10 protein-coding genes, 4 tRNA genes and 4 rRNA genes are annotated in these 18,620 nt (G+C 46.3%); 4 read left to right on the top strand and 14 right to left on the bottom strand.

Annotated features, from left to right (window positions below; genetic code table 11):
• Window positions 1–31: 31 nt before the first annotated feature.
• The 5 genes from ilvN to OCU60_RS02350 form a co-directional block, all read right to left on the bottom strand.
• Window positions 32–526: an acetolactate synthase small subunit gene (ilvN, locus tag OCU60_RS02370; protein WP_074372695.1), complete on the bottom strand. Its 495-nt coding sequence runs from the start codon at window positions 524–526 to the stop codon at window positions 32–34.
• Window positions 526–2,247 (bottom strand): acetolactate synthase 3 large subunit, encoded by a 1,722-nt coding sequence (locus OCU60_RS02365; protein ID WP_074372694.1) that lies wholly within the window; start codon window positions 2,245–2,247, stop codon window positions 526–528. Before OCU60_RS02365 ends, ilvN begins: the two co-directional genes overlap by 1 nt.
• Window positions 2,248–2,739: 492 nt before the next feature.
• On the bottom strand, window positions 2,740–3,708 hold the full coding sequence (gene leuO, locus OCU60_RS02360; protein WP_074372693.1) for a transcriptional regulator LeuO: 969 nt from the start codon (window positions 3,706–3,708) through the stop codon (window positions 2,740–2,742).
• 421 nt (window positions 3,709–4,129) lie between these two features.
• Window positions 4,130–5,173: an MJ1255/VC2487 family glycosyltransferase gene (locus OCU60_RS02355; RefSeq protein ID WP_074372886.1), complete on the bottom strand. Its 1,044-nt coding sequence runs from the start codon at window positions 5,171–5,173 to the stop codon at window positions 4,130–4,132.
• Window positions 5,170–5,703 (bottom strand): phosphatase PAP2 family protein, encoded by a 534-nt coding sequence (locus OCU60_RS02350; protein ID WP_074372692.1) that lies wholly within the window; start codon window positions 5,701–5,703, stop codon window positions 5,170–5,172. Before OCU60_RS02350 ends, OCU60_RS02355 begins: the two co-directional genes overlap by 4 nt.
• 460 nt (window positions 5,704–6,163) lie before the next feature.
• Between OCU60_RS02350 and leuA the strand changes: the two genes are divergently transcribed.
• From leuA to leuD, 4 genes are all read left to right on the top strand, one after another.
• On the top strand, window positions 6,164–7,711 hold the full coding sequence (leuA, locus tag OCU60_RS02345; protein ID WP_074372691.1) for a 2-isopropylmalate synthase: 1,548 nt from the start codon (window positions 6,164–6,166) through the stop codon (window positions 7,709–7,711).
• 95 nt (window positions 7,712–7,806) lie between these two features.
• Window positions 7,807–8,898: a 3-isopropylmalate dehydrogenase gene (gene leuB / locus OCU60_RS02340; RefSeq protein ID WP_074372690.1), complete on the top strand. Its 1,092-nt coding sequence runs from the start codon at window positions 7,807–7,809 to the stop codon at window positions 8,896–8,898.
• Window positions 8,899–8,949: 51 nt separating this feature from the next.
• Window positions 8,950–10,365 (top strand): 3-isopropylmalate dehydratase large subunit, encoded by a 1,416-nt coding sequence (leuC, locus tag OCU60_RS02335; protein WP_074372689.1) that lies wholly within the window; start codon window positions 8,950–8,952, stop codon window positions 10,363–10,365.
• Window positions 10,366–10,367: 2 nt separating this feature from the next.
• Window positions 10,368–10,970, top strand: a complete 603-nt coding sequence (leuD, locus tag OCU60_RS02330) for a 3-isopropylmalate dehydratase small subunit (RefSeq protein ID WP_074372688.1) — start codon at window positions 10,368–10,370, stop codon at window positions 10,968–10,970.
• 174 nt (window positions 10,971–11,144) lie between these two features.
• On the opposite strand, the gene rrf (OCU60_RS02325) is transcribed toward leuD, so the two are convergent.
• From rrf (OCU60_RS02325) to OCU60_RS02285, 9 genes are all read right to left on the bottom strand, one after another.
• A 5S ribosomal RNA gene (gene rrf, locus OCU60_RS02325) occupies window positions 11,145–11,260 on the bottom strand.
• Window positions 11,261–11,278: 18 nt separating this feature from the next.
• Window positions 11,279–11,354 (bottom strand) — tRNA-Thr (locus OCU60_RS02320).
• Between the two features lie 110 nt (window positions 11,355–11,464).
• Window positions 11,465–11,580 (bottom strand): 5S ribosomal RNA (gene rrf / locus OCU60_RS02315).
• Window positions 11,581–11,658: 78 nt separating this feature from the next.
• A 23S ribosomal RNA gene (locus tag OCU60_RS02310) occupies window positions 11,659–14,549 on the bottom strand.
• A 495-nt stretch (window positions 14,550–15,044) separates the two neighbouring features.
• Window positions 15,045–15,120: transfer RNA gene (locus OCU60_RS02305), tRNA-Val, on the bottom strand.
• 32 nt (window positions 15,121–15,152) lie between these two features.
• Window positions 15,153–15,228 (bottom strand) — tRNA-Lys (locus tag OCU60_RS02300).
• A 17-nt stretch (window positions 15,229–15,245) separates the two neighbouring features.
• Window positions 15,246–15,321, bottom strand: a tRNA-Glu gene (locus OCU60_RS02295).
• A gap of 58 nt (window positions 15,322–15,379) precedes the next feature.
• A 16S ribosomal RNA gene (locus OCU60_RS02290) occupies window positions 15,380–16,921 on the bottom strand.
• Together the 16S, 23S and 5S rRNA genes with 4 tRNA genes alongside form the textbook arrangement of a ribosomal RNA operon.
• A gap of 371 nt (window positions 16,922–17,292) precedes the next feature.
• The gene (locus OCU60_RS02285; protein ID WP_074372052.1) at window positions 17,293–18,567 is read right to left on the bottom strand and encodes an HD-GYP domain-containing protein; all 1,275 of its coding nucleotides are present in this window, start codon (window positions 18,565–18,567) and stop codon (window positions 17,293–17,295) included.
• Window positions 18,568–18,620: the final 53 nt, after the last annotated feature.

Genomic DNA, 18,620 nt, shown 5'->3' with positions numbered 1-18,620 from the left:
TTTATTGCGTTTTGCCACGAGATACAAGATATTACGCGCGCAGTGCCCGTTCACGGCGGGCGATCCCCACAACACCACTGCGAGCAACCTCTAGCACTTCCGTCACTTCTGAGATCGCCTCGATAAATGCATCCAGTTTATCGGTTGTTCCACCCATCTGAATGGTATACTGACTACTGGTAACATCGACGATTTGACCTCTGAAAATGTCCGTCGTCCGTTGCACCTCAGCCCGGACTGCACCACTGGCTCTCACTTTCACCAGCATCAACTCCCGTTCTATATGTTCAAACTCTGATACTTCCTGAACTTTCAATACATCAATCAACTTGTGAAGCTGCTTCTGAATCTGCTCCAGCTCCATCGCGTTGGTTTTCGTCGTGATGTTAAGACGAGATAACGTCTCATCGTCAGTCGGGGATACATTCAACGTTTCGATATTGAAACCACGCTGGGAGAACAATCCGACCACACGAGACAAAGCACCGGGTTGGTTCTCCATTAATACTGAAATAATGTGTCTCATCAGGTTCTCTCCGTTTTGCTCAACCACATTTTGTCCATCCCTTCGCCTTTAATCTGCATCGGGTAAACGTGCTCTGTTTCATCGACATTGATATCCACAAACACCAGACGATCTTTCAGATCCAGTGCTTTCTTCAATCCGGCTTCTAATTCATCCGGTGTCGAGATACGGATACCGACATGCCCATAAGCTTCTGCGATTGCAGCAAAGTCCGGCACAGAACTCATATATGAATTCGAGTGACGTCCCTGATAAATAATATCCTGCCACTGTTTGACCATCCCCAAGAAACGGTTATTCAGGTTGATGATCTTGACTGGAATATCATATTGAAGTGCGGTTGACAGCTCTTGAATATTCATCTGAATACTCCCGTCTCCAGTCACCACAACCACTTCTTCTTCCGGATGAGAGAATTTGACCCCCATCCCGGCAGGTAAACCAAATCCCATCGTGCCAAGGCCACCTGAATTGATCCAGCGACGCGGCTTGTTAAACGGGTAATAAAGTGCCGCGAACATTTGGTGTTGCCCGACATCAGAAGCGACATAGGCATTCCCTTCGGTCAACCGATGGAGCGTTTCGATCACTTGCTGCGGTTTGATCCGATCATTGGATTTCTGATAAGCAAGGCACTGACGCTCCCGCCACACTTGAATCTCTTGCCACCATTGTTCCAACGCGTTGGCATCATTCGAGCCCCCCTGCTCAACCAGCAACTTCAACATGGTTTCCAAAACTTTTTCTGCTGAGCCGACGATGGGTAAATCCGCTGGGACATTCTTTGAAATGGAAGACGGGTCAATATCAATGTGCATGATTTTGGCGTTAGGGCAGTATTTTTCCAGATTATTCGTCGTGCGGTCATCAAACCGGACACCGATACCAAAAATCAAATCGGCATGATGCATCGCCATATTGGCTTCATAAACACCGTGCATTCCCAACATCCCCAGCGCATTTGCGTGAGTGCCGGGAAAAGCGCCTAATCCCATCAGGGTACTGACCACCGGTAAATTCAAGGTTTCCGCTAACTGAATAATCTGCTTATCCGCCTCAGAAATAACCGCACCACCACCAACATATAAAACTGGTTTTTTCGCATCTAACAGCGCTTTGAGTGCTTTCTTTATCTGCCCTTTATGTCCACTTGTTGTCGGATTATAAGAGCGCATCTTGATGGTTTTCGGATATTGATAAGGCAATTTAACCTGAGGATTCATGATATCCTTCGGCAAATCAATGACCACAGGGCCAGGACGACCGGTCGAAGCAATATAGAATGCTTTTTTAATCGTTTCGGGAATATCTTCAGCTTTTTTAACCAAAAAGCTATGTTTCACAATCGGCCGGGAAACCCCAACGATATCACACTCTTGAAATGCATCATTGCCAATCAAGCTGTTAGGGACGTTGCCTGATATAACGATCATCGGAATGGAATCCATATAGGCTGTCGCAATACCGGTCACGGTATTGGTTGCCCCCGGGCCAGAGCAAACCAGCACGACACCGGGTTTACCGGTCGAGCGGGCATAACCGTCAGCCATATGAGTTGCCGCCTGTTCATGACGAACAAGGACATGTTTGATTTGGTCGGTTTTTTCATGAAGGGCATCATAGATATCAAGCACGGATCCACCGGGGTAACCAAAAATCTGCTCGACACCTTCTTCGATCAGAGACTGAACAACCATCTCTGCACCGGATAGCATTACCATATTATTCTCCTTACCAGTCACTGTATCCCGAGGTCAGTTCAACAGTCTGGTTGGTTACATAGTCTAGGGCTTATTCGTAGCCTAATCGAAATCGATTCGCTAATGGCTATGTCCTTGCAGAGTCATAACACCGCAAGGGATAGAGCAACTTTACTCGCTTCAGAAAGATTGGTCTATTCAGTTTCTGACTGCAATTTACCGAATATGTTGTACACAGGCATTTATTCAGAACTATATATGAAAAAAACATTTAAATACAGATGACCATGTTAAATCCAAGAATAAAAAAGACATAAAATATTTATTTTATGTAACAAAGGTCATCAAAATGCTAAATAAGAAGCGAATCTGTTGATATTAGGTAAGTGTTCTAACCAATGATGATTATCAGGGAAAATTCGGAGCAGGAAGAGAAAAGAGAAAGGCAGAAATAAACAGATGTTGCCTTCCCTGATTTTCATCGGGTCGGCAACATCAGGATGAAACACAATATTAATGGGTTACAGAAGCACTGACAATTTCACCACAAATCATCATGAGCTGCTCTCTCAGCCAACCGTGTCCCTTATCTTTTTCATTCGATTCGTGCCAGCTCAGGTAACCACTGATCTGTTTACGTTCAAATGGTGAAGCAATCGTTTGAAGTTGCTCTCTGTTAGGTGACGCTTCCACCAACCAACGTGGTGCGATGGTAATCAGTTCTGACTGACTGACAACATAAAGCACATTGCTTAAGCTTGTCCCCTCATAGTGGGAATGGCAATCGATATCTCGGTAAGCCTGTTCACTGAAACTCCGGATACCATGTGCCTGAGATAGCTTCGCGTGTTGCTCTTCTATGACCTGTGCTGGGGTAATCGAGCCTTGAATTCGAGGGTGTTGTTTAGAGGCAACAATCACCAGCTCATCTTGGAAAATTTCGGTACTACAGAAACCGGATTCTTCAAAACGCGCATAGTCAATCACAAAATCGACTTCCTGATAACGCAACCGCTCAGCAAGTTGTTGGTTCGAATCCGCTTCCAAATGGAGTTGCACTTGAGGCGCCTGATCGTGAATTGAAGAGAAAACCTTCGGTGCGAAGCGCAAATCATTCGGACTACAAATCGCTAAGTTAAACTGCCTGGTTGAAGATTCAGGTGTAAAGACAGAATTCGGTAGTTCATTACGAATTAACTGTAATGCTTGGCGAATCGGGCCAAAAAGCTGTCGGGCGCGCTGAGTCGGCTGAATGCCTCGCCCTTGCCGCATGAACAGTTCATCATTAAACATCACTTTCAAACGTGCCACAGCGTTACTTACTGCTGGCTGAGACATTCCTAAATTATGAGCTGCCCGAGTAATATTTTGTTCTTGCATGACCGCATCAAACACGGTGAGCAAATTCAAATCAACGCCTCGTAGCGTACTTTCCATCCGATAGCTGGCGACTGGTTGGATAACTTCTTTTTTTTCTAACATTAAAATGCCTCTTATTTTGCTTCAGTCATCACTTTCGTTATCCCTCTCGGAATAGCACTCTTGTCAGGCGACGTGACATACATCAGATAAAGTGACTCAACGTGATTCTATTTTGAACAACCTATTGATAGTTCGTATAAGTAGGCTGTGCAATTCACTATCTTTTAATTGATGTACAAAAGGCAACTAGATTGATAAAAAGTCAGTTTATTTTACCTCATTTTTAAAAATATACTTAAAAATCATGTCGTTAAAAAAACATCAAAAAAGATAAAACCGCGGTTTTTATCGTATTCACAAAATTAATTGACGTGAGTTATAGGTTTGCGACAGAAAACCTATAATCATTCATCTCATATATGACAAGCAAAATAGATTAATTGTGATCAATGATTTTATGCGGGTTACACTTTTATGCGGGTTACACCATGACATAGTCAGGAAAGTTGACCTGTTTCCAGAGTGACTGACACAGTTGCTGATGACTATCCCAACGCCCCTGAACCACCCATTCAGCAATGGCTTGAGCAACATCGGGATAAACGACTCGCTCGGCATTCGGTTCATCGAGCCACTGCCGAATCACGGCGACATCAAGCGATTCCATCGCAGAAGCGAGCCCCAGAATTTCAAGTGTTGCCACGTTACTCTGCTGCTCAAATTGGCCAATCAAAGGTTTGAGTAGTAATTTTTTGCCATATGACATGGCTTCAGAAGGGAGCTCAAATCCACCATTGGCAATCACGCCGGCACAGCAACGTAAATGCTCTTGGAAGAGCTCATGGCATAATGGATGAAATGTCATGTTCTCTGTCTGTTTCATTTCATCAACCATGGGGTGATAACAGACAAACTGATAGTGACCGAAACGAAAGAACAGATCCATAATGGATTCCAGAGATTCGAATGGGAGATAGACTAAAACGAAAGGTTGGTTTTCTGCTGCCGCCCCTCCGGTATGGATAATCGGCGGTAAAATCGGATGTTCGAAGTGATACCAGTGCAACCCAAGATAATGATCTGCAGGCGCGAAATTGGTAATAATCTTCTTATCGAGCCAGTTGGCCCCCTTTAACGGTACCGGATAACGAAAAGCATTCTGATGACTAAGACTGATACAGGGTTTGTGCTGTAATTTTGCGGCCCACGACGTAATCGGTTCAAAATCACTGATCACTAAATCATAAGTGCTGAGATCAAGCTGGCGGATATCGGAAATCAATTGACCGAAACGATTCTCTCTGGCGGTTTTTAAATAATTAACCCGTCCTTTTTCAGTCATAAACGTCAACCCACGGCGGGTTTGATAATTGCCAAAGCTATCCATTGAAAAATATTTATCTTGCTCTCTGCCGCTGAAAATAAAATCGACATCAACATGATATTGCCGGAGTGCATGGCTCATCGCTCTGGCTCGTGCTGTATGACCGTTTCCGGTTCCCTGAACACCATAGAGAATTTTCAAATCATCCACTCCATGACCAGTTGGCCAGCTTGTGCGCAGCTCATACCAAGTAAGGCACCAATCAGTACATCCGTGAAAAAATGAACCCCCAACAAAATACGAGCAGCGCCAATACACCCCGCCCAGAGAAACACCATCACTGACAATGATGGATAAAAGGAAGCAATGAGTGTTGCCATCAGAAAAGCGGCACTTGTATGCCCGGAGGGTAAGCTAAACCGATCAGAAGGCGTAATATAAGCAATGACTCTTGAGGAGAACTCTTGAGGACGACGCCGTTGAAAAAGGTTTTTCAATAACCAGTAAAGCGGCAGCTCAATCAGAAAGGAGATCAATCCAGTGACGAGTAATGCCTGACCTGCAATCTCATCAACCAAAAAAGCAGCACCACCGATGACAACATATAAATGACCGTCTCCAGTATGGGATACCGCTCGGCTGATACGTGCCAATGGATAACTGAATCTATGTTGCAGACAGAACAGTGACAAGGCCAGATCAAATTTCACAATCGGTTCAATAACTCTCATGACTGCATTCCTGTAGTTCAACCCCTTTATATCCAAGACACTAATCAGTCCAGATGACAGCGGTGTGACTATTTGTTGTCGAAAGTATGAAGATTGTTGTTGTCGGAAATATGAAAGCTATTGAACTAATAAATACCCTCGGCTAGTAAGCCGATGGGCATAATGAAAGAGGTACTACCAATAAATATACAATTTTGGGTTGACGTGATGTATCAGGTGCGGTACTAATTTGTTATTGAATTTTGTGGAAAGTAAATGAATATGACATTGAAAACTTCTCTCCTACTAGGCCTCCTCCTTATCGTGTATCAATCGCGCGGGTAGCCAGTGGATAGAAAACACCACAAAGAATCACAAAAACCCGCATCGAAATGCGGGTTTTTTTATAGCTAAAAACACTTACAAAAGAAAACATCAAGTGAGCAAACACAACCACTTATCGATCTAGGAGCCAGCCAATATGAACGATCAGGTCATTATCTTCGATACAACCTTACGGGACGGAGAACAAGCATTATCTGCTAGTTTAACGGAGAGAGAGAAATTACAAATTGCTTACGCTCTGGAACGACTGGGCGTGGATGTGATTGAAGCAGGGTTTCCGGTCTCCTCGCCAGGTGATTTCGAATCGGTACAAACCATCGCGAAAAACATCAAAAACAGCCAAGTTTGTGCGCTTGCCCGCGCAGTAGAAAAAGACATTGATGCTGCAGCAGAAGCCTTGAAAGTTGCTGAAGCATTCAGAATTCACACGTTTATTTCAACCTCAACCGTTCATGTTCAGGACAAGCTTCGTCGTAGCTATGACCAAGTGGTAGAGATGGGGGTCAAAGCGATCAAACATGCACGTCGTTATACCGATGATGTTGAATTCTCTTGTGAAGACGCTGGTCGGACACCAATCGACAACTTATGCCGGATGGTTGAAGCCGCAATTGAGGCTGGTGCCAGAACAATTAATATCCCCGACACAGTTGGTTATACTGTCCCGGGAGAATTCGGTGGTATCATTCAGACATTATTCAACCGTGTCCCCAACATTGATAAAGCAATTATTTCTGTCCACTGCCACGACGATTTGGGAATGTCCGTTGCCAACTCGATCTCGGCTGTTCAAGCGGGAGCCCGTCAGGTTGAAGGAACCATCAACGGTATCGGTGAACGGGCCGGAAACTGTGCGCTAGAAGAGATCGCGATGATCATCAAGACCCGCCAAGAGCTTTTAGGTGTGCATACCGGTATCAAGCACGAGGAGATTCACCGGACAAGTAAAATGATCAGCCAGATCTGTAATATGCCGATCCAAAGCAACAAAGCGATCGTGGGTGCCAATGCGTTCAGCCACTCTTCCGGCATCCATCAAGATGGTATGCTGAAGAATAAAAATACCTATGAAATTATGACCCCAGAGTCGATTGGTTTAAAAAATCAGGCATTAAATCTGACAAGTCGTAGCGGCAGAGCTGCGGTGAAGAGCCATATGAACGCAATGGGTTATCAGGAAGATGAGTATAATTTGGATGCACTGTATGAAGATTTCCTGAAACTTGCTGACCGCAAAGGTCAAGTGTTCGATTATGACTTAGAATCCTTGATGTTCTTCTCCAACTTACGTGAAGAAGATAACTTCTACAAACTAAACTATCTGAGTGTTCAATCGGGCAGCGTAATGGCAACCACCACAATTAAACTGCAATGTGGTGATGAAGAAAAATGCGAAGCCGCTGTCGGTAACGGTCCCGTGGACGCATTGTACCAATGTATTTATCGTGTTACCGGTTACGATATCGTCCTCGATAAATTCGATTTGACCGCGAAAGGAGAAGGTGAAGACGGCTTGGGACAGGCTGATATTATTGCCAACTATAAAGGGCGAAAATACCATGGAACAGGGATATCCACCGATATTGTTGAAGCTTCAGGAGAAGCATTATTACATGTGCTCAACAGTATTCAACGTGCCGATCAGATCGAAGTCATTAAACAGAAAAAAATAGCCACAGTATAATAGCAACAATATAAGACCCTAAGCGTCGGTCTCATTGTGTCACGTAGACCGACGTAGTTAGAAATCAATAAATACGAGAGTTAACAAGGACTCACATGACAGACAAAACTTATAAAATTGCAGTACTGCCCGGTGACGGCATCGGCCCGGAAGTCATGCAACAGGCTCATAAAGTACTTGATGCGATTCAAACAAAACACAACATCACTTTTAACTGTACTGAATACGACGTGGGTGGGATCGCCATTGATTATCACGGCAGTCCGCTTCCGGAACAGACTCTGAAAGGGTGTGAACAGGCACAGGCCGTTCTGTTTGGTTCAGTCGGAGGGCCAAAATGGGAACATCTGCCACCAAACGAGCAGCCTGAACGCGGTGCTTTATTACCATTACGTAAGCATTTTCAACTGTTCTGCAACTTGCGTCCAGCACAAATCCATCAGGGACTTGAAGCATTTTCGCCTCTCCGTGCAGATATATCGGCCAATGGCTTTGACATCGTGGTTGTACGCGAGCTCACTGGAGGGATCTACTTTGGTCAGCCGAAGGGTCGCGAGGGCGAAGGCGCCAATGAGAAAGCATTTGATACGGAAGTCTATCACCGCTACGAGATTGAACGTATTGCTAAAATTGCTTTTGAGTCAGCCCGTTTACGCCGTAAGAAAGTGTGCTCGATTGATAAAGCTAACGTCCTGCAAAGCTCTATCTTATGGCGAGAAGTCGTGAGCGAAATTGGTAAAGATTATCCGGATGTCGAACTGTCTCATATGTACATCGATAATGCGACCATGCAGCTGATTAAAGATCCGTCTCAGTTCGATGTCATGCTATGTTCAAATATCTTTGGTGATATTCTCTCTGATGAGTGTGCCATGATCACCGGTTCAATGGGGATGCTTCCTTCAGCCAGTCTGAATGAAAGCAATTTCGGGCTGTATGAACCCGCAGGTGGCAGTGCACCGGATATCGCAGGGAAAAACATTGCCAATCCGGTTGCCCAGATTTTATCGGCAGCATTAATGCTCCGTTACAGTCTGGGTGAAGAAGCCGCGGCTCAAGATATTGAGTCTGCCGTCAGCAAGGCATTATCCGCCGGAGAGCTGACCGCAGATCTGGCAACCGATAAACCCGCACTGACAACCTCTGGAATGGGCGACAAAATCGCTGCCTATATATTAAGTGCATAAGCATGTGACCGAGAGGACTCTCGGTCCACGAACAAGCTCAAGGTAGAAGCAATGTCAAAAGCAAAAACATTATACGAAAAAATCTACGATGCACATGTCGTGGTCGCCGCTGAAGGTGAAAACCCGATTTTGTATATCGATCGTCATTTAGTCCATGAAGTCACGTCACCACAAGCTTTCGACGGACTCCGGGAAAAAGGTCGCCCAGTTCGACAGGTCAACAAAACCTTTGCCACCATGGATCATAATGTTTCTACAACCACGAAAGATATCAGAGCTTCCGGTGAGATGGCTCAGATCCAGATGGAAACGCTCTCGAAAAACTGCGAAGAATTCGGTGTCACACTCTACGATATCAATCATAAATATCAGGGTATCGTACACGTTATGGGGCCAGAACTGGGCATTACCCTACCGGGAATGACCATTGTTTGCGGTGACTCTCATACGGCAACACACGGGGCATTCGGCTCGTTGGCTTTCGGTATCGGGACGTCTGAAGTTGAACACGTACTTGCGACGCAAACTCTCAAGCAAGCTCGCGCCAAAACAATGAAAATTGAGGTCAAAGGCAAAGTTGCAAAAGGTATTACCGCAAAAGATATCGTGCTGGCGATCATCGGTAAAACCACAGCAGCAGGCGGAACCGGATATGTTGTTGAATTCTGTGGTCAGGCCATTCGAGATCTGTCAATGGAAGGTCGAATGACGGTTTGTAACATGGCGATAGAACTGGGTGCCAAAGCTGGTTTGATCGCGTCAGATCAAACGACATATGACTACATCAAAGGCCGTAAATTTTCGCCAACAGGTGAAAACTGGGACAAAGCAGTTGAATACTGGCAAACATTGCAGTCTGACGAAGGTGCCGAATACGATGCGGTGGTGACATTAGATGCAACAGAGATTAAACCTCAAGTGACATGGGGCACCAACCCGGGACAAGTCATTTCGATTGATGCCCCCATTCCGACTCCGGAAAACTTTACCGATTTAATCGAGCAATCATCTGCGCTCAAAGCACTGAACTACATGGGGCTTGAAGGTGGCAAACGACTATCCGACTATGACGTCGATAAAGTTTTCATCGGCTCTTGCACCAATTCCCGGATTGAAGACATGCGTGCTGCTGCACACATTGCTAAGGGTAAAAAAGTCGCATCACACGTTCAGGCGATCGTTGTACCGGGTTCAGAGCAGGTCAAAGCACAAGCAGAGTCAGAAGGTTTAGATAAAATCTTTACCGATGCCGGGTTTGAATGGCGTTTACCGGGATGCTCAATGTGTCTGGCGATGAATAATGATCGCCTAGGGCCGGGAGAACGCTGCGCATCAACATCAAACCGAAACTTTGAAGGACGCCAGGGCCGAGATGGTCGCACGCACCTTGTCAGTCCTGCAATGGCGGCAGCGGCAGCAATCGCTGGACACTTTGTAGATATTCGTACACTTGAGCAAGGGGAATAATGATGTCAGGATTTAAAAAACATACAGGTTTAGTCGTGCCGCTGGATGCAGCGAACGTCGATACTGATGCAATTATCCCGAAGCAGTTTCTGCAAAAAGTAAACCGTATCGGTTTTGGTAAACATCTATTCCATGACTGGCGCTTCCTAGATGATGCAGGCCAACAACCCAATCCTGAGTTTGTGATGAATGCCCCCCGTTATCAAGGCGCAAGTATTCTACTGGCTCGTGAAAACTTTGGTTGTGGTTCATCCCGTGAACATGCGCCATGGGCTTTGGCTGATTATGGGATTCAGGTAATCATAGCGCCAAGCTTTGCTGATATTTTTTACGGCAACTCAATTAACAACCAGATGGTGCCCGTTCGCTTGAAGGAAAGCGAAGTCGATGCGATTTTCCAATATGTTGAAGCCAATCAAGGCGCTGAGATTACTGTTGATCTGGAAGCGATGAAAGTGTCGGCAAATGGTCAAGAGTACAGTTTTGAAATAGATGAATTCCGTCGCCACTGTCTTCTGAACGGACTCGATAATATCGGTCTGACACTTCAACATGAAGATAAAATTGCCGAATATGAATCAAAAATCCCAAGTTTCTTGAACTAAAAGTGCCAACTGGCAATACGCGAAATGTATTGCCTGACGCATACAAAGTGATTTTATAGACGTGATTAAAAGCTGATGTATAACATCAGCTTTTTCTTTATTTACCGATAATTCATCAAAGATACATCAGACTATACGAAAAAAGCCCTGACATCGTCAGGGCTTTCAATAAGTGTTTAGCAGTGACCTACTCTCACATGGGGAGACCCCACACTACCATCGGCGCAGTTTCGTTTCACTTCTGAGTTCGGCATGGAATCAGGTGGGTCCAAAACGCTATGGCCGCTAAACAAAATTCATTTATATAATGGTGCTGATACCCAGAATCGAACTGGGGACCTCATCCTTACCAAGGATGCGCTCTACCGCCTGAGCTATATCAGCAAACTGGGTAATAGCTTGTCTCTACAGACATTCGCTAAATAAAGTCTTACGCTGAACAGCTCTATTTAGAGTTCATCTTCAGATATCACTATCTCAAGATGATAATTAAAGCCTGGCGATGTCCTACTCTCACATGGGGAGACCCCACACTACCATCGGCGCTGTTTCGTTTCACGTCTGAGTTCGGCATGGATTCAGGTGGGTCCAAAACGCTATGGTCGCCAAGCAAATTTCTTTCAATTCGAAAAGCTGATTCTCTTACACAATCAAGTCTCTAAGAGTCCTAAAACCCCTTCGGTGTTGTATGGTTAAGTCTCACGGGCAATTAGTACAGGTTAGCTCAACGCCTCACAGCGCTTACACACCCTGCCTATCAACGTTCTAGTCTCGAACAACCCTTCAGGACGCTTTAAGCGCCAGGGAGAACTCATCTCAAGGCTCGCTTCCCGCTTAGATGCTTTCAGCGGTTATCGATCCCGAACTTAGCTACCGGGCAATGCGATTGGCATCACAACCCGAACACCAGTGGTTCGTCCACTCCGGTCCTCTCGTACTAGGAGCAGCCCCTTTCAATTCTCCAACGCCCACGGCAGATAGGGACCGAACTGTCTCACGACGTTCTAAACCCAGCTCGCGTACCACTTTAAATGGCGAACAGCCATACCCTTGGGACCGACTTCAGCCCCAGGATGTGATGAGCCGACATCGAGGTGCCAAACACCGCCGTCGATATGAACTCTTGGGCGGTATCAGCCTGTTATCCCCGGAGTACCTTTTATCCGTTGAGCGATGGCCCTTCCATTCAGAACCACCGGATCACTATGACCTGCTTTCGCACCTGCTCGAATTGTCATTCTCGCAGTTAAGCGGGCTTATGCCATTGCACTAACCACACGATGTCCAACCGTGTTTAGCCCACCTTCGTGCTCCTCCGTTACTCTTTGGGAGGAGACCGCCCCAGTCAAACTACCCACCAGGCACTGTCCTCGACCCGGATAACGGGCCAAAGTTAGAACATCAAAACTACAAGGGTGGTATTTCAAGGATGGCTCCACACAATCTAGCGACTGCGCTTCAAAGCCTCCCACCTATCCTACACATGTAGGTTCAATGTTCAGTGCCAAGCTGTAGTAAAGGTTCACGGGGTCTTTCCGTCTAGCCGCGGGTACACTGCATCTTCACAGCGATTTCAATTTCACTGAGTCTCGGGTGGAGACAGCGTGGCCATCATTACGCCATTCGTGCAGGTCGGAACTTACCCGACAAGGAATTTCGCTACCTTAGGACCGTTATAGTTACGGCCGCCGTTTACCGGGGCTTCGATCAAGAGCTTCGACCGAAGTCTAACCCCATCAATTAACCTTCCGGCACCGGGCAGGCGTCACACCGTATACGTCATCTTACGATTTTGCACAGTGCTGTGTTTTTAATAAACAGTTGCAGCCACCTGGTATCTGCGACTCCCAACAGCTCCATCCGCAAGGGACTTCACCGTCAAGAGCGTACCTTCTCCCGAAGTTACGGTACCATTTTGCCTAGTTCCTTCACCCGAGTTCTCTCAAGCGCCTTGGTATTCTCTACCCGACCACCTGTGTCGGTTTGGGGTACGATTTCTTGTGAACTGAAGCTTAGAGGCTTTTCCCGGAAGCATGGCATCAATGACTTCACATCCGTAGATGCTCGACATCGTGTCTCAGCCTAACGCAGAGCCGGATTTACCTAACTCTACAGCCTACGCACTTGAACCTGGACGACCGTCGCCAGGCCCACCTAGCCTTCTCCGTCCCCCCATCGCATTCACAACAAGTACGGGAATATTAACCCGTTTCCCATCGACTACGCCTTTCGGCCTCGCCTTAGGGGTCGACTTACCCTGCCCCGATTAACGTTGGACAGGAACCCTTGGTCTTCCGGCGAGGGAGTTTTTCACTCCCTTTATCGTTACTCATGTCAGCATTCGCACTTCTGATACCTCCAGCAGACTTTACAATCCACCTTCAACGGCTTACAGAACGCTCCCCTACCCAATACTCTCACGAGCATTGCCGCAGCTTCGGTTTACAGCTTAGCCCCGTTACATCTTCCGCGCAGGCCGACTCGACTAGTGAGCTATTACGCTTTCTTTAAATGATGGCTGCTTCTAAGCCAACATCCTAGCTGTCTGAGCCTTCCCACATCGTTTCCCACTTAGCTGTAATTTGGGACCTTAGCTGGCGGTCTGGGTTGTTTCCCTCTCCACGACGGACGTTAGCACCCGCCGTGTGTCTCCCGGATAGTACTTACTGGTATTCGGAGTTTGCAAAGGGTTGGTAAGTCGGGATGACCCCCTAGCCTTAACAGTGCTCTACCCCCAGTAGTATTCGTCCGAGGCGCTACCTAAATAGCTTTCGGGGAGAACCAGCTATCTCCGGGTTTGATTGGCCTTTCACCCCTAGCCACAAGTCATCCGCTAATTTTTCAACATTAGTCGGTTCGGTCCTCCAGTTGATGTTACTCAACCTTCAACCTGCCCATGGCTAGATCACCCGGTTTCGGGTCTATATCCAGCGACTGAACGCGCAGTTAACACTCGCTTTCGCTACGGCTCCCCTAATCGGTTAACCTCGCCACTGAATATAAGTCGCTGACCCATTATACAAAAGGTACGCAGTCACCCCACAAAGGAGGCTCCTACTGCTTGTACGTACACGGTTTCAGGTTCTATTTCACTCCCCTCACAGGGGTTCTTTTCGCCTTTCCCTCACGGTACTGGTTCACTATCGGTCAGTCAGGAGTATTTAGCCTTGGAGGATGGTCCCCCCATGTTCAGACAGGATATCACGTGTCCCGCCTTACTCGTTTTCACCTAAACAGCGCCTTCGGTTACGGGGCTATCACCCTCTATTGCGTGCCTTTCCAGACACTTCACCTAACGCTGCAAAAGCTTAAGGGCTACTCCGATTTCGCTCGCCGCTACTCTCGGAATCTCGGTTGATTTCTTTTCCTCGGGGTACTTAGATGTTTCAGTTCTCCCGGTTCGCCTCATTAGACTATGTATTCATCTAATGATAACTGCTGCTGCAGTTGGGTTTCCCCATTCGGAAATCGTAGACTCAAGTGGTTTTTACTACCTCATCTACGCTTATCGCAAGTTAATACGTCCTTCATCGCCTCTGACTGCCAAGGCATCCACCGTGTACGCTTAATCACTTAACCATACAACCCGAAGAAGTCTTTTTTGCTTGGCCTTTTTCCCTGAATACGGCGTTAGCGTCGAAGGTTGCTTGGTCACTATCAGACGATAGCTCCCTACGACATCCTTCTTGCTGCCTTGTCTCAGGCAAAAATTCTCAGCGCAAAAACCTAAGGGTTGATATCATCAACTAATTAGGTGTCACACAATATTTTATACATGAGTGTGTGACTTGGTTTTGCCGGACTCAATTGAATGACACAGAAAAACTGTGCATTTCCAAGACACTTGATTGTGTTGGTCTTTCTCTTTCGAGAAAGTATTGAGAACTTTTACAAATAATCGTCTGTTTCCAAAGAAACACACATTATTTTGTCAGCTTTCCAAATTGTTAAAGAGCAAAGTGTAATACTTCATTAATTCAAGCAACACTTTCTAATGACTTTCAGCGCCACAAAATCGAACCACATCGGTAAAAACCGCTGGTTTGAGCTGTCGAGCTAAAAATAGTTAGAAAGTGGTGGGCGATACCGGGTTCGAACCAGTGACCCCCTGCTTGTAAGGCAGGTGCTCTCCCAACTGAGCTAATCGCCCACTTTCAGGCGTTTCCCCAAACAGAAGGAAAATGGTGGGTCGTACAGGATTCGAACCTGTGACCAATTGGTTAAAAGCCAACTGCTCTACCAGCTGAGCTAACGACCCGAACTTCACTAAAGAAGTGGTATCCCGTAGGGGAGTCGAACCCCTGTTACCGCCGTGAAAGGGCGGTGTCCTAGGCCTCTAGACGAACGGGACAATACACTCTACATAAACCAAATCAATCTGTGTGGACACTCATCTCAATATCTGTTCGTAAGGAGGTGATCCAGCGCCAGGTTCCCCTAGCGCTACCTTGTTACGACTTCACCCCAGTCATGAACCACAAAGTGGCAAGCGTCCTCCCGAAGGTTAAACTACCTGCTTCTTTTGCAGCCCACTCCCATGGTGTGACGGGCGGTGTGTACAAGGCCCGGGAACGTATTCACCGTGACATTCTGATTCACGATTACTAGCGATTCCGACTTCATGGAGTCGAGTTGCAGACTCCAATCCGGACTACGACGTACTTTTTGGGATTCGCTCACTTTCGCAAGTTGGCTGCCCTCTGTATACGCCATTGTAGCACGTGTGTAGCCCTACTCGTAAGGGCCATGATGACTTGACGTCGTCCCCACCTTCCTCCGGTTTATCACCGGCAGTCTCCCTGAAGTTCCCACCCGAAGTGCTGGCAATCAAGGATAAGGGTTGCGCTCGTTGCGGGACTTAACCCAACATTTCACAACACGAGCTGACGACAGCCATGCAGCACCTGTCTCAGAGCTCCCGAAGGCACACCAGAATCTCTTCCGGCTTCTCTGGATGTCAAGAGTAGGTAAGGTTCTTCGCGTTGCATCGAATTAAACCACATGCTCCACCGCTTGTGCGGGCCCCCGTCAATTCATTTGAGTTTTAATCTTGCGACCGTACTCCCCAGGCGGTCTACTTAACGCGTTAGCTCCGAAAGCCACTCCTCAAGGGAACAACCTCCAAGTAGACATCGTTTACGGCGTGGACTACCAGGGTATCTAATCCTGTTTGCTCCCCACGCTTTCGCATCTGAGTGTCAGTATCTGTCCAGGGGGCCGCCTTCGCCACCGGTATTCCTTCAGATCTCTACGCATTTCACCGCTACACCTGAAATTCTACCCCCCTCTACAGTACTCTAGCCTCCCAGTTTCAAATGCAACTCCGGGGTTAAGCCCCGGGCTTTCACATCTGACTTAAAAGACCACCTGCATGCGCTTTACGCCCAGTAATTCCGATTAACGCTCGCACCCTCCGTATTACCGCGGCTGCTGGCACGGAGTTAGCCGGTGCTTCTTCTGCAGCTAACGTCAAAAGGCAGCTCTATTAAAACTACCCCCTTCCTCACTGCTGAAAGTACTTTACAACCCGAAGGCCTTCTTCATACACGCGGCATGGCTGCATCAGGCTTGCGCCCATTGTGCAATATTCCCCACTGCTGCCTCCCGTAGGAGTCTGGACCGTGTCTCAGTTCCAGTGTGGCTGATCATCCTCTCAGACCAGCTAGAGATCGTCGCCTTGGTGAGCCCTTACCCCACCAACTAGCTAATCCCACCTGGGCATATCCTGACGCGAGAGGCCCGAAGGTCCCCCTCTTTGGTCCGTAGACGTCATGCGGTATTAGCCATCGTTTCCAATGGTTATCCCCCACATCAGGGCAATTTCCCAGGCTTTACTCACCCGTCCGCCGCTCGTCAGCAAAAGAGCAAGCTCTTTCCTGTTACCGCTCGACTTGCATGTGTTAGGCCTGCCGCCAGCGTTCAATCTGAGCCATGATCAAACTCTTCAATTAAAAGTTTTTTTGACACTTGCGTGTCGGCTCAATGAATACTGCTTTTCGTCTCCGCTTTTTAAAAAAGCAGAAGCAAAAAGTTACATTACATAAGTAATGCTGAATTGACTGTGCTCTCGTTAGATAACAGTAAAAGATAACAGTAAACTGTCTCCAACTTGATATTGGTCACTCGGTTCATTGATAAAATCTTATTGGATATTTATCGACGAGTGCCCACACAGATTGATTGGTCTATATTGTTAAAGAGCGATTCTTCAAAACGTTCTCCGTTCGAAGTGGCGGCCATTCTAACGGGATAAATTTTAGAGTCAAACACTTTTTATTGATGATTTGTATTTTTTTATGATTTGCTGTTTTTTCAAACACAATTACTGATCATCACTATCAAAAAAGTACGAAATCCGTGAGCGAGGATTTAAATATTCACGCACTTTATCCGGTAGTTTTGCTGGTAAAACTACATTGACAATCGTTAACTCTTTCTCTGCCAAATCAACAATTGGTGCTTCCGTCCTTGGCACAGACGGATCATAAATCAGGACACTCGGATAGAGTAAATCATTTGAGTTAATCGAAATCACCAACCCGACCATGTCATTTGATAATTGCACAACCGTACCCGGCGGATAAACCCCCATAAACTTCACTAAGATACTTAAATTATCAAAATTGTATAAATCTCGGCAGTTTTTATACAAATGTGATAGTGCTGCATAAGGAATTTTCTGTTCACTGATAAGATTGCCATGGCACAATGAATCAAAAGCGTTTGCAACGGCAATAATCTGCGCTAACTCATCAATGTCATCACCTTTCATGCCTTCTGGATAACCGGAACCATCCATAAGTTCATGATGCTGACTAATCACCCGTTTTGCACTCTCTGGAAATCCTTCAATACCATTGGCAATATCAAAACCATAACGCGTATGTTGCCTCAAGTAGTTTTTCTCTGGTCCAGTGAGTGGTGTCTGTTTCCGGACAATCGCTGCTGGCACTTTAATCTTACCGATATCATGGAACAGCGCAGCAAAAGCTAACTCTTTGATCTTCTCCGCATCAAACCCTTTGACTCGCCCTATCATCATTGCAATCACTGATACATTGAGTGAGTGAAAATAGATATCTTCAAACTCACTTTTGCTATTCATCAGATGGAGAGTCACACTTTCTTCAGCCAGCAACTCATCAACAACATCCGCCACCAATTGGGAGGCTTCCTCCACTGCGTCTTGAGGTCGATTGCGAATCTTATTCGTCACACTTCGAATCCGTGCCAGAGAGCGTTCGAATTCTTTTTCACAACGAACGACACGACGACGGTAGGCTTTCAGTTTATCAATCCGGTTTTCTTTCTCTTGCCAGAGTTTTTTTGCCTCATCATCAATGGCGGACTCATCCTCTGGTGCCATTTGGTTATCACCAGCGCCACTTTCCAATGCTTGCAGAGGCAATGGTTGTGCATCACTTTGAGCGGGATTCAAATAAACATGCTGAATACCAAGATGCTTAATAATATTAATCTGATCTTGGTTTTTGATTTTAAAGCTATTCAGCAAAAATGGGTGATCATTCCACTTCACGGGTAAGCGGATATGTAATCCCGGCTGTAATCGGTCTACTGTTATTTTTATATTTGCCACAATCGAATTAACACTCTTATCTATAAGAACTATCCATAACTTTTACATTGTAG

This window comes from Vibrio spartinae (genome assembly GCF_024347135.1).
In the GTDB taxonomy this organism is placed as follows: domain Bacteria; phylum Pseudomonadota; class Gammaproteobacteria; order Enterobacterales; family Vibrionaceae; genus Vibrio; species Vibrio spartinae.
This window is presented reverse-complemented; position numbering and strand designations above follow the sequence as displayed.

What these genes read in the sequence shown, in the direction of transcription:
- ilvN (WP_074372695.1), bottom strand. Translation starts at nt 526, where the DNA reads ATGAGACACATTATTTCAGTATTAATGGAGAACCAACCCGGTGCTTTG.
- OCU60_RS02365 (WP_074372694.1), bottom strand. Translation starts at nt 2,247, where the DNA reads ATGGTAATGCTATCCGGTGCAGAGATGGTTGTTCAGTCTCTGATCGAA.
- leuO (WP_074372693.1), bottom strand. Translation starts at nt 3,708, where the DNA reads ATGTTAGAAAAAAAAGAAGTTATCCAACCAGTCGCCAGCTATCGGATG.
- OCU60_RS02350 (WP_074372692.1), bottom strand. Translation starts at nt 5,703, where the DNA reads ATGAGAGTTATTGAACCGATTGTGAAATTTGATCTGGCCTTGTCACTG.
- leuA (WP_074372691.1), top strand. Translation starts at nt 6,164, where the DNA reads ATGAACGATCAGGTCATTATCTTCGATACAACCTTACGGGACGGAGAA.
- leuB (WP_074372690.1), top strand. Translation starts at nt 7,807, where the DNA reads ATGACAGACAAAACTTATAAAATTGCAGTACTGCCCGGTGACGGCATC.
- leuC (WP_074372689.1), top strand. Translation starts at nt 8,950, where the DNA reads ATGTCAAAAGCAAAAACATTATACGAAAAAATCTACGATGCACATGTC.
- leuD (WP_074372688.1), top strand. Translation starts at nt 10,368, where the DNA reads ATGTCAGGATTTAAAAAACATACAGGTTTAGTCGTGCCGCTGGATGCA.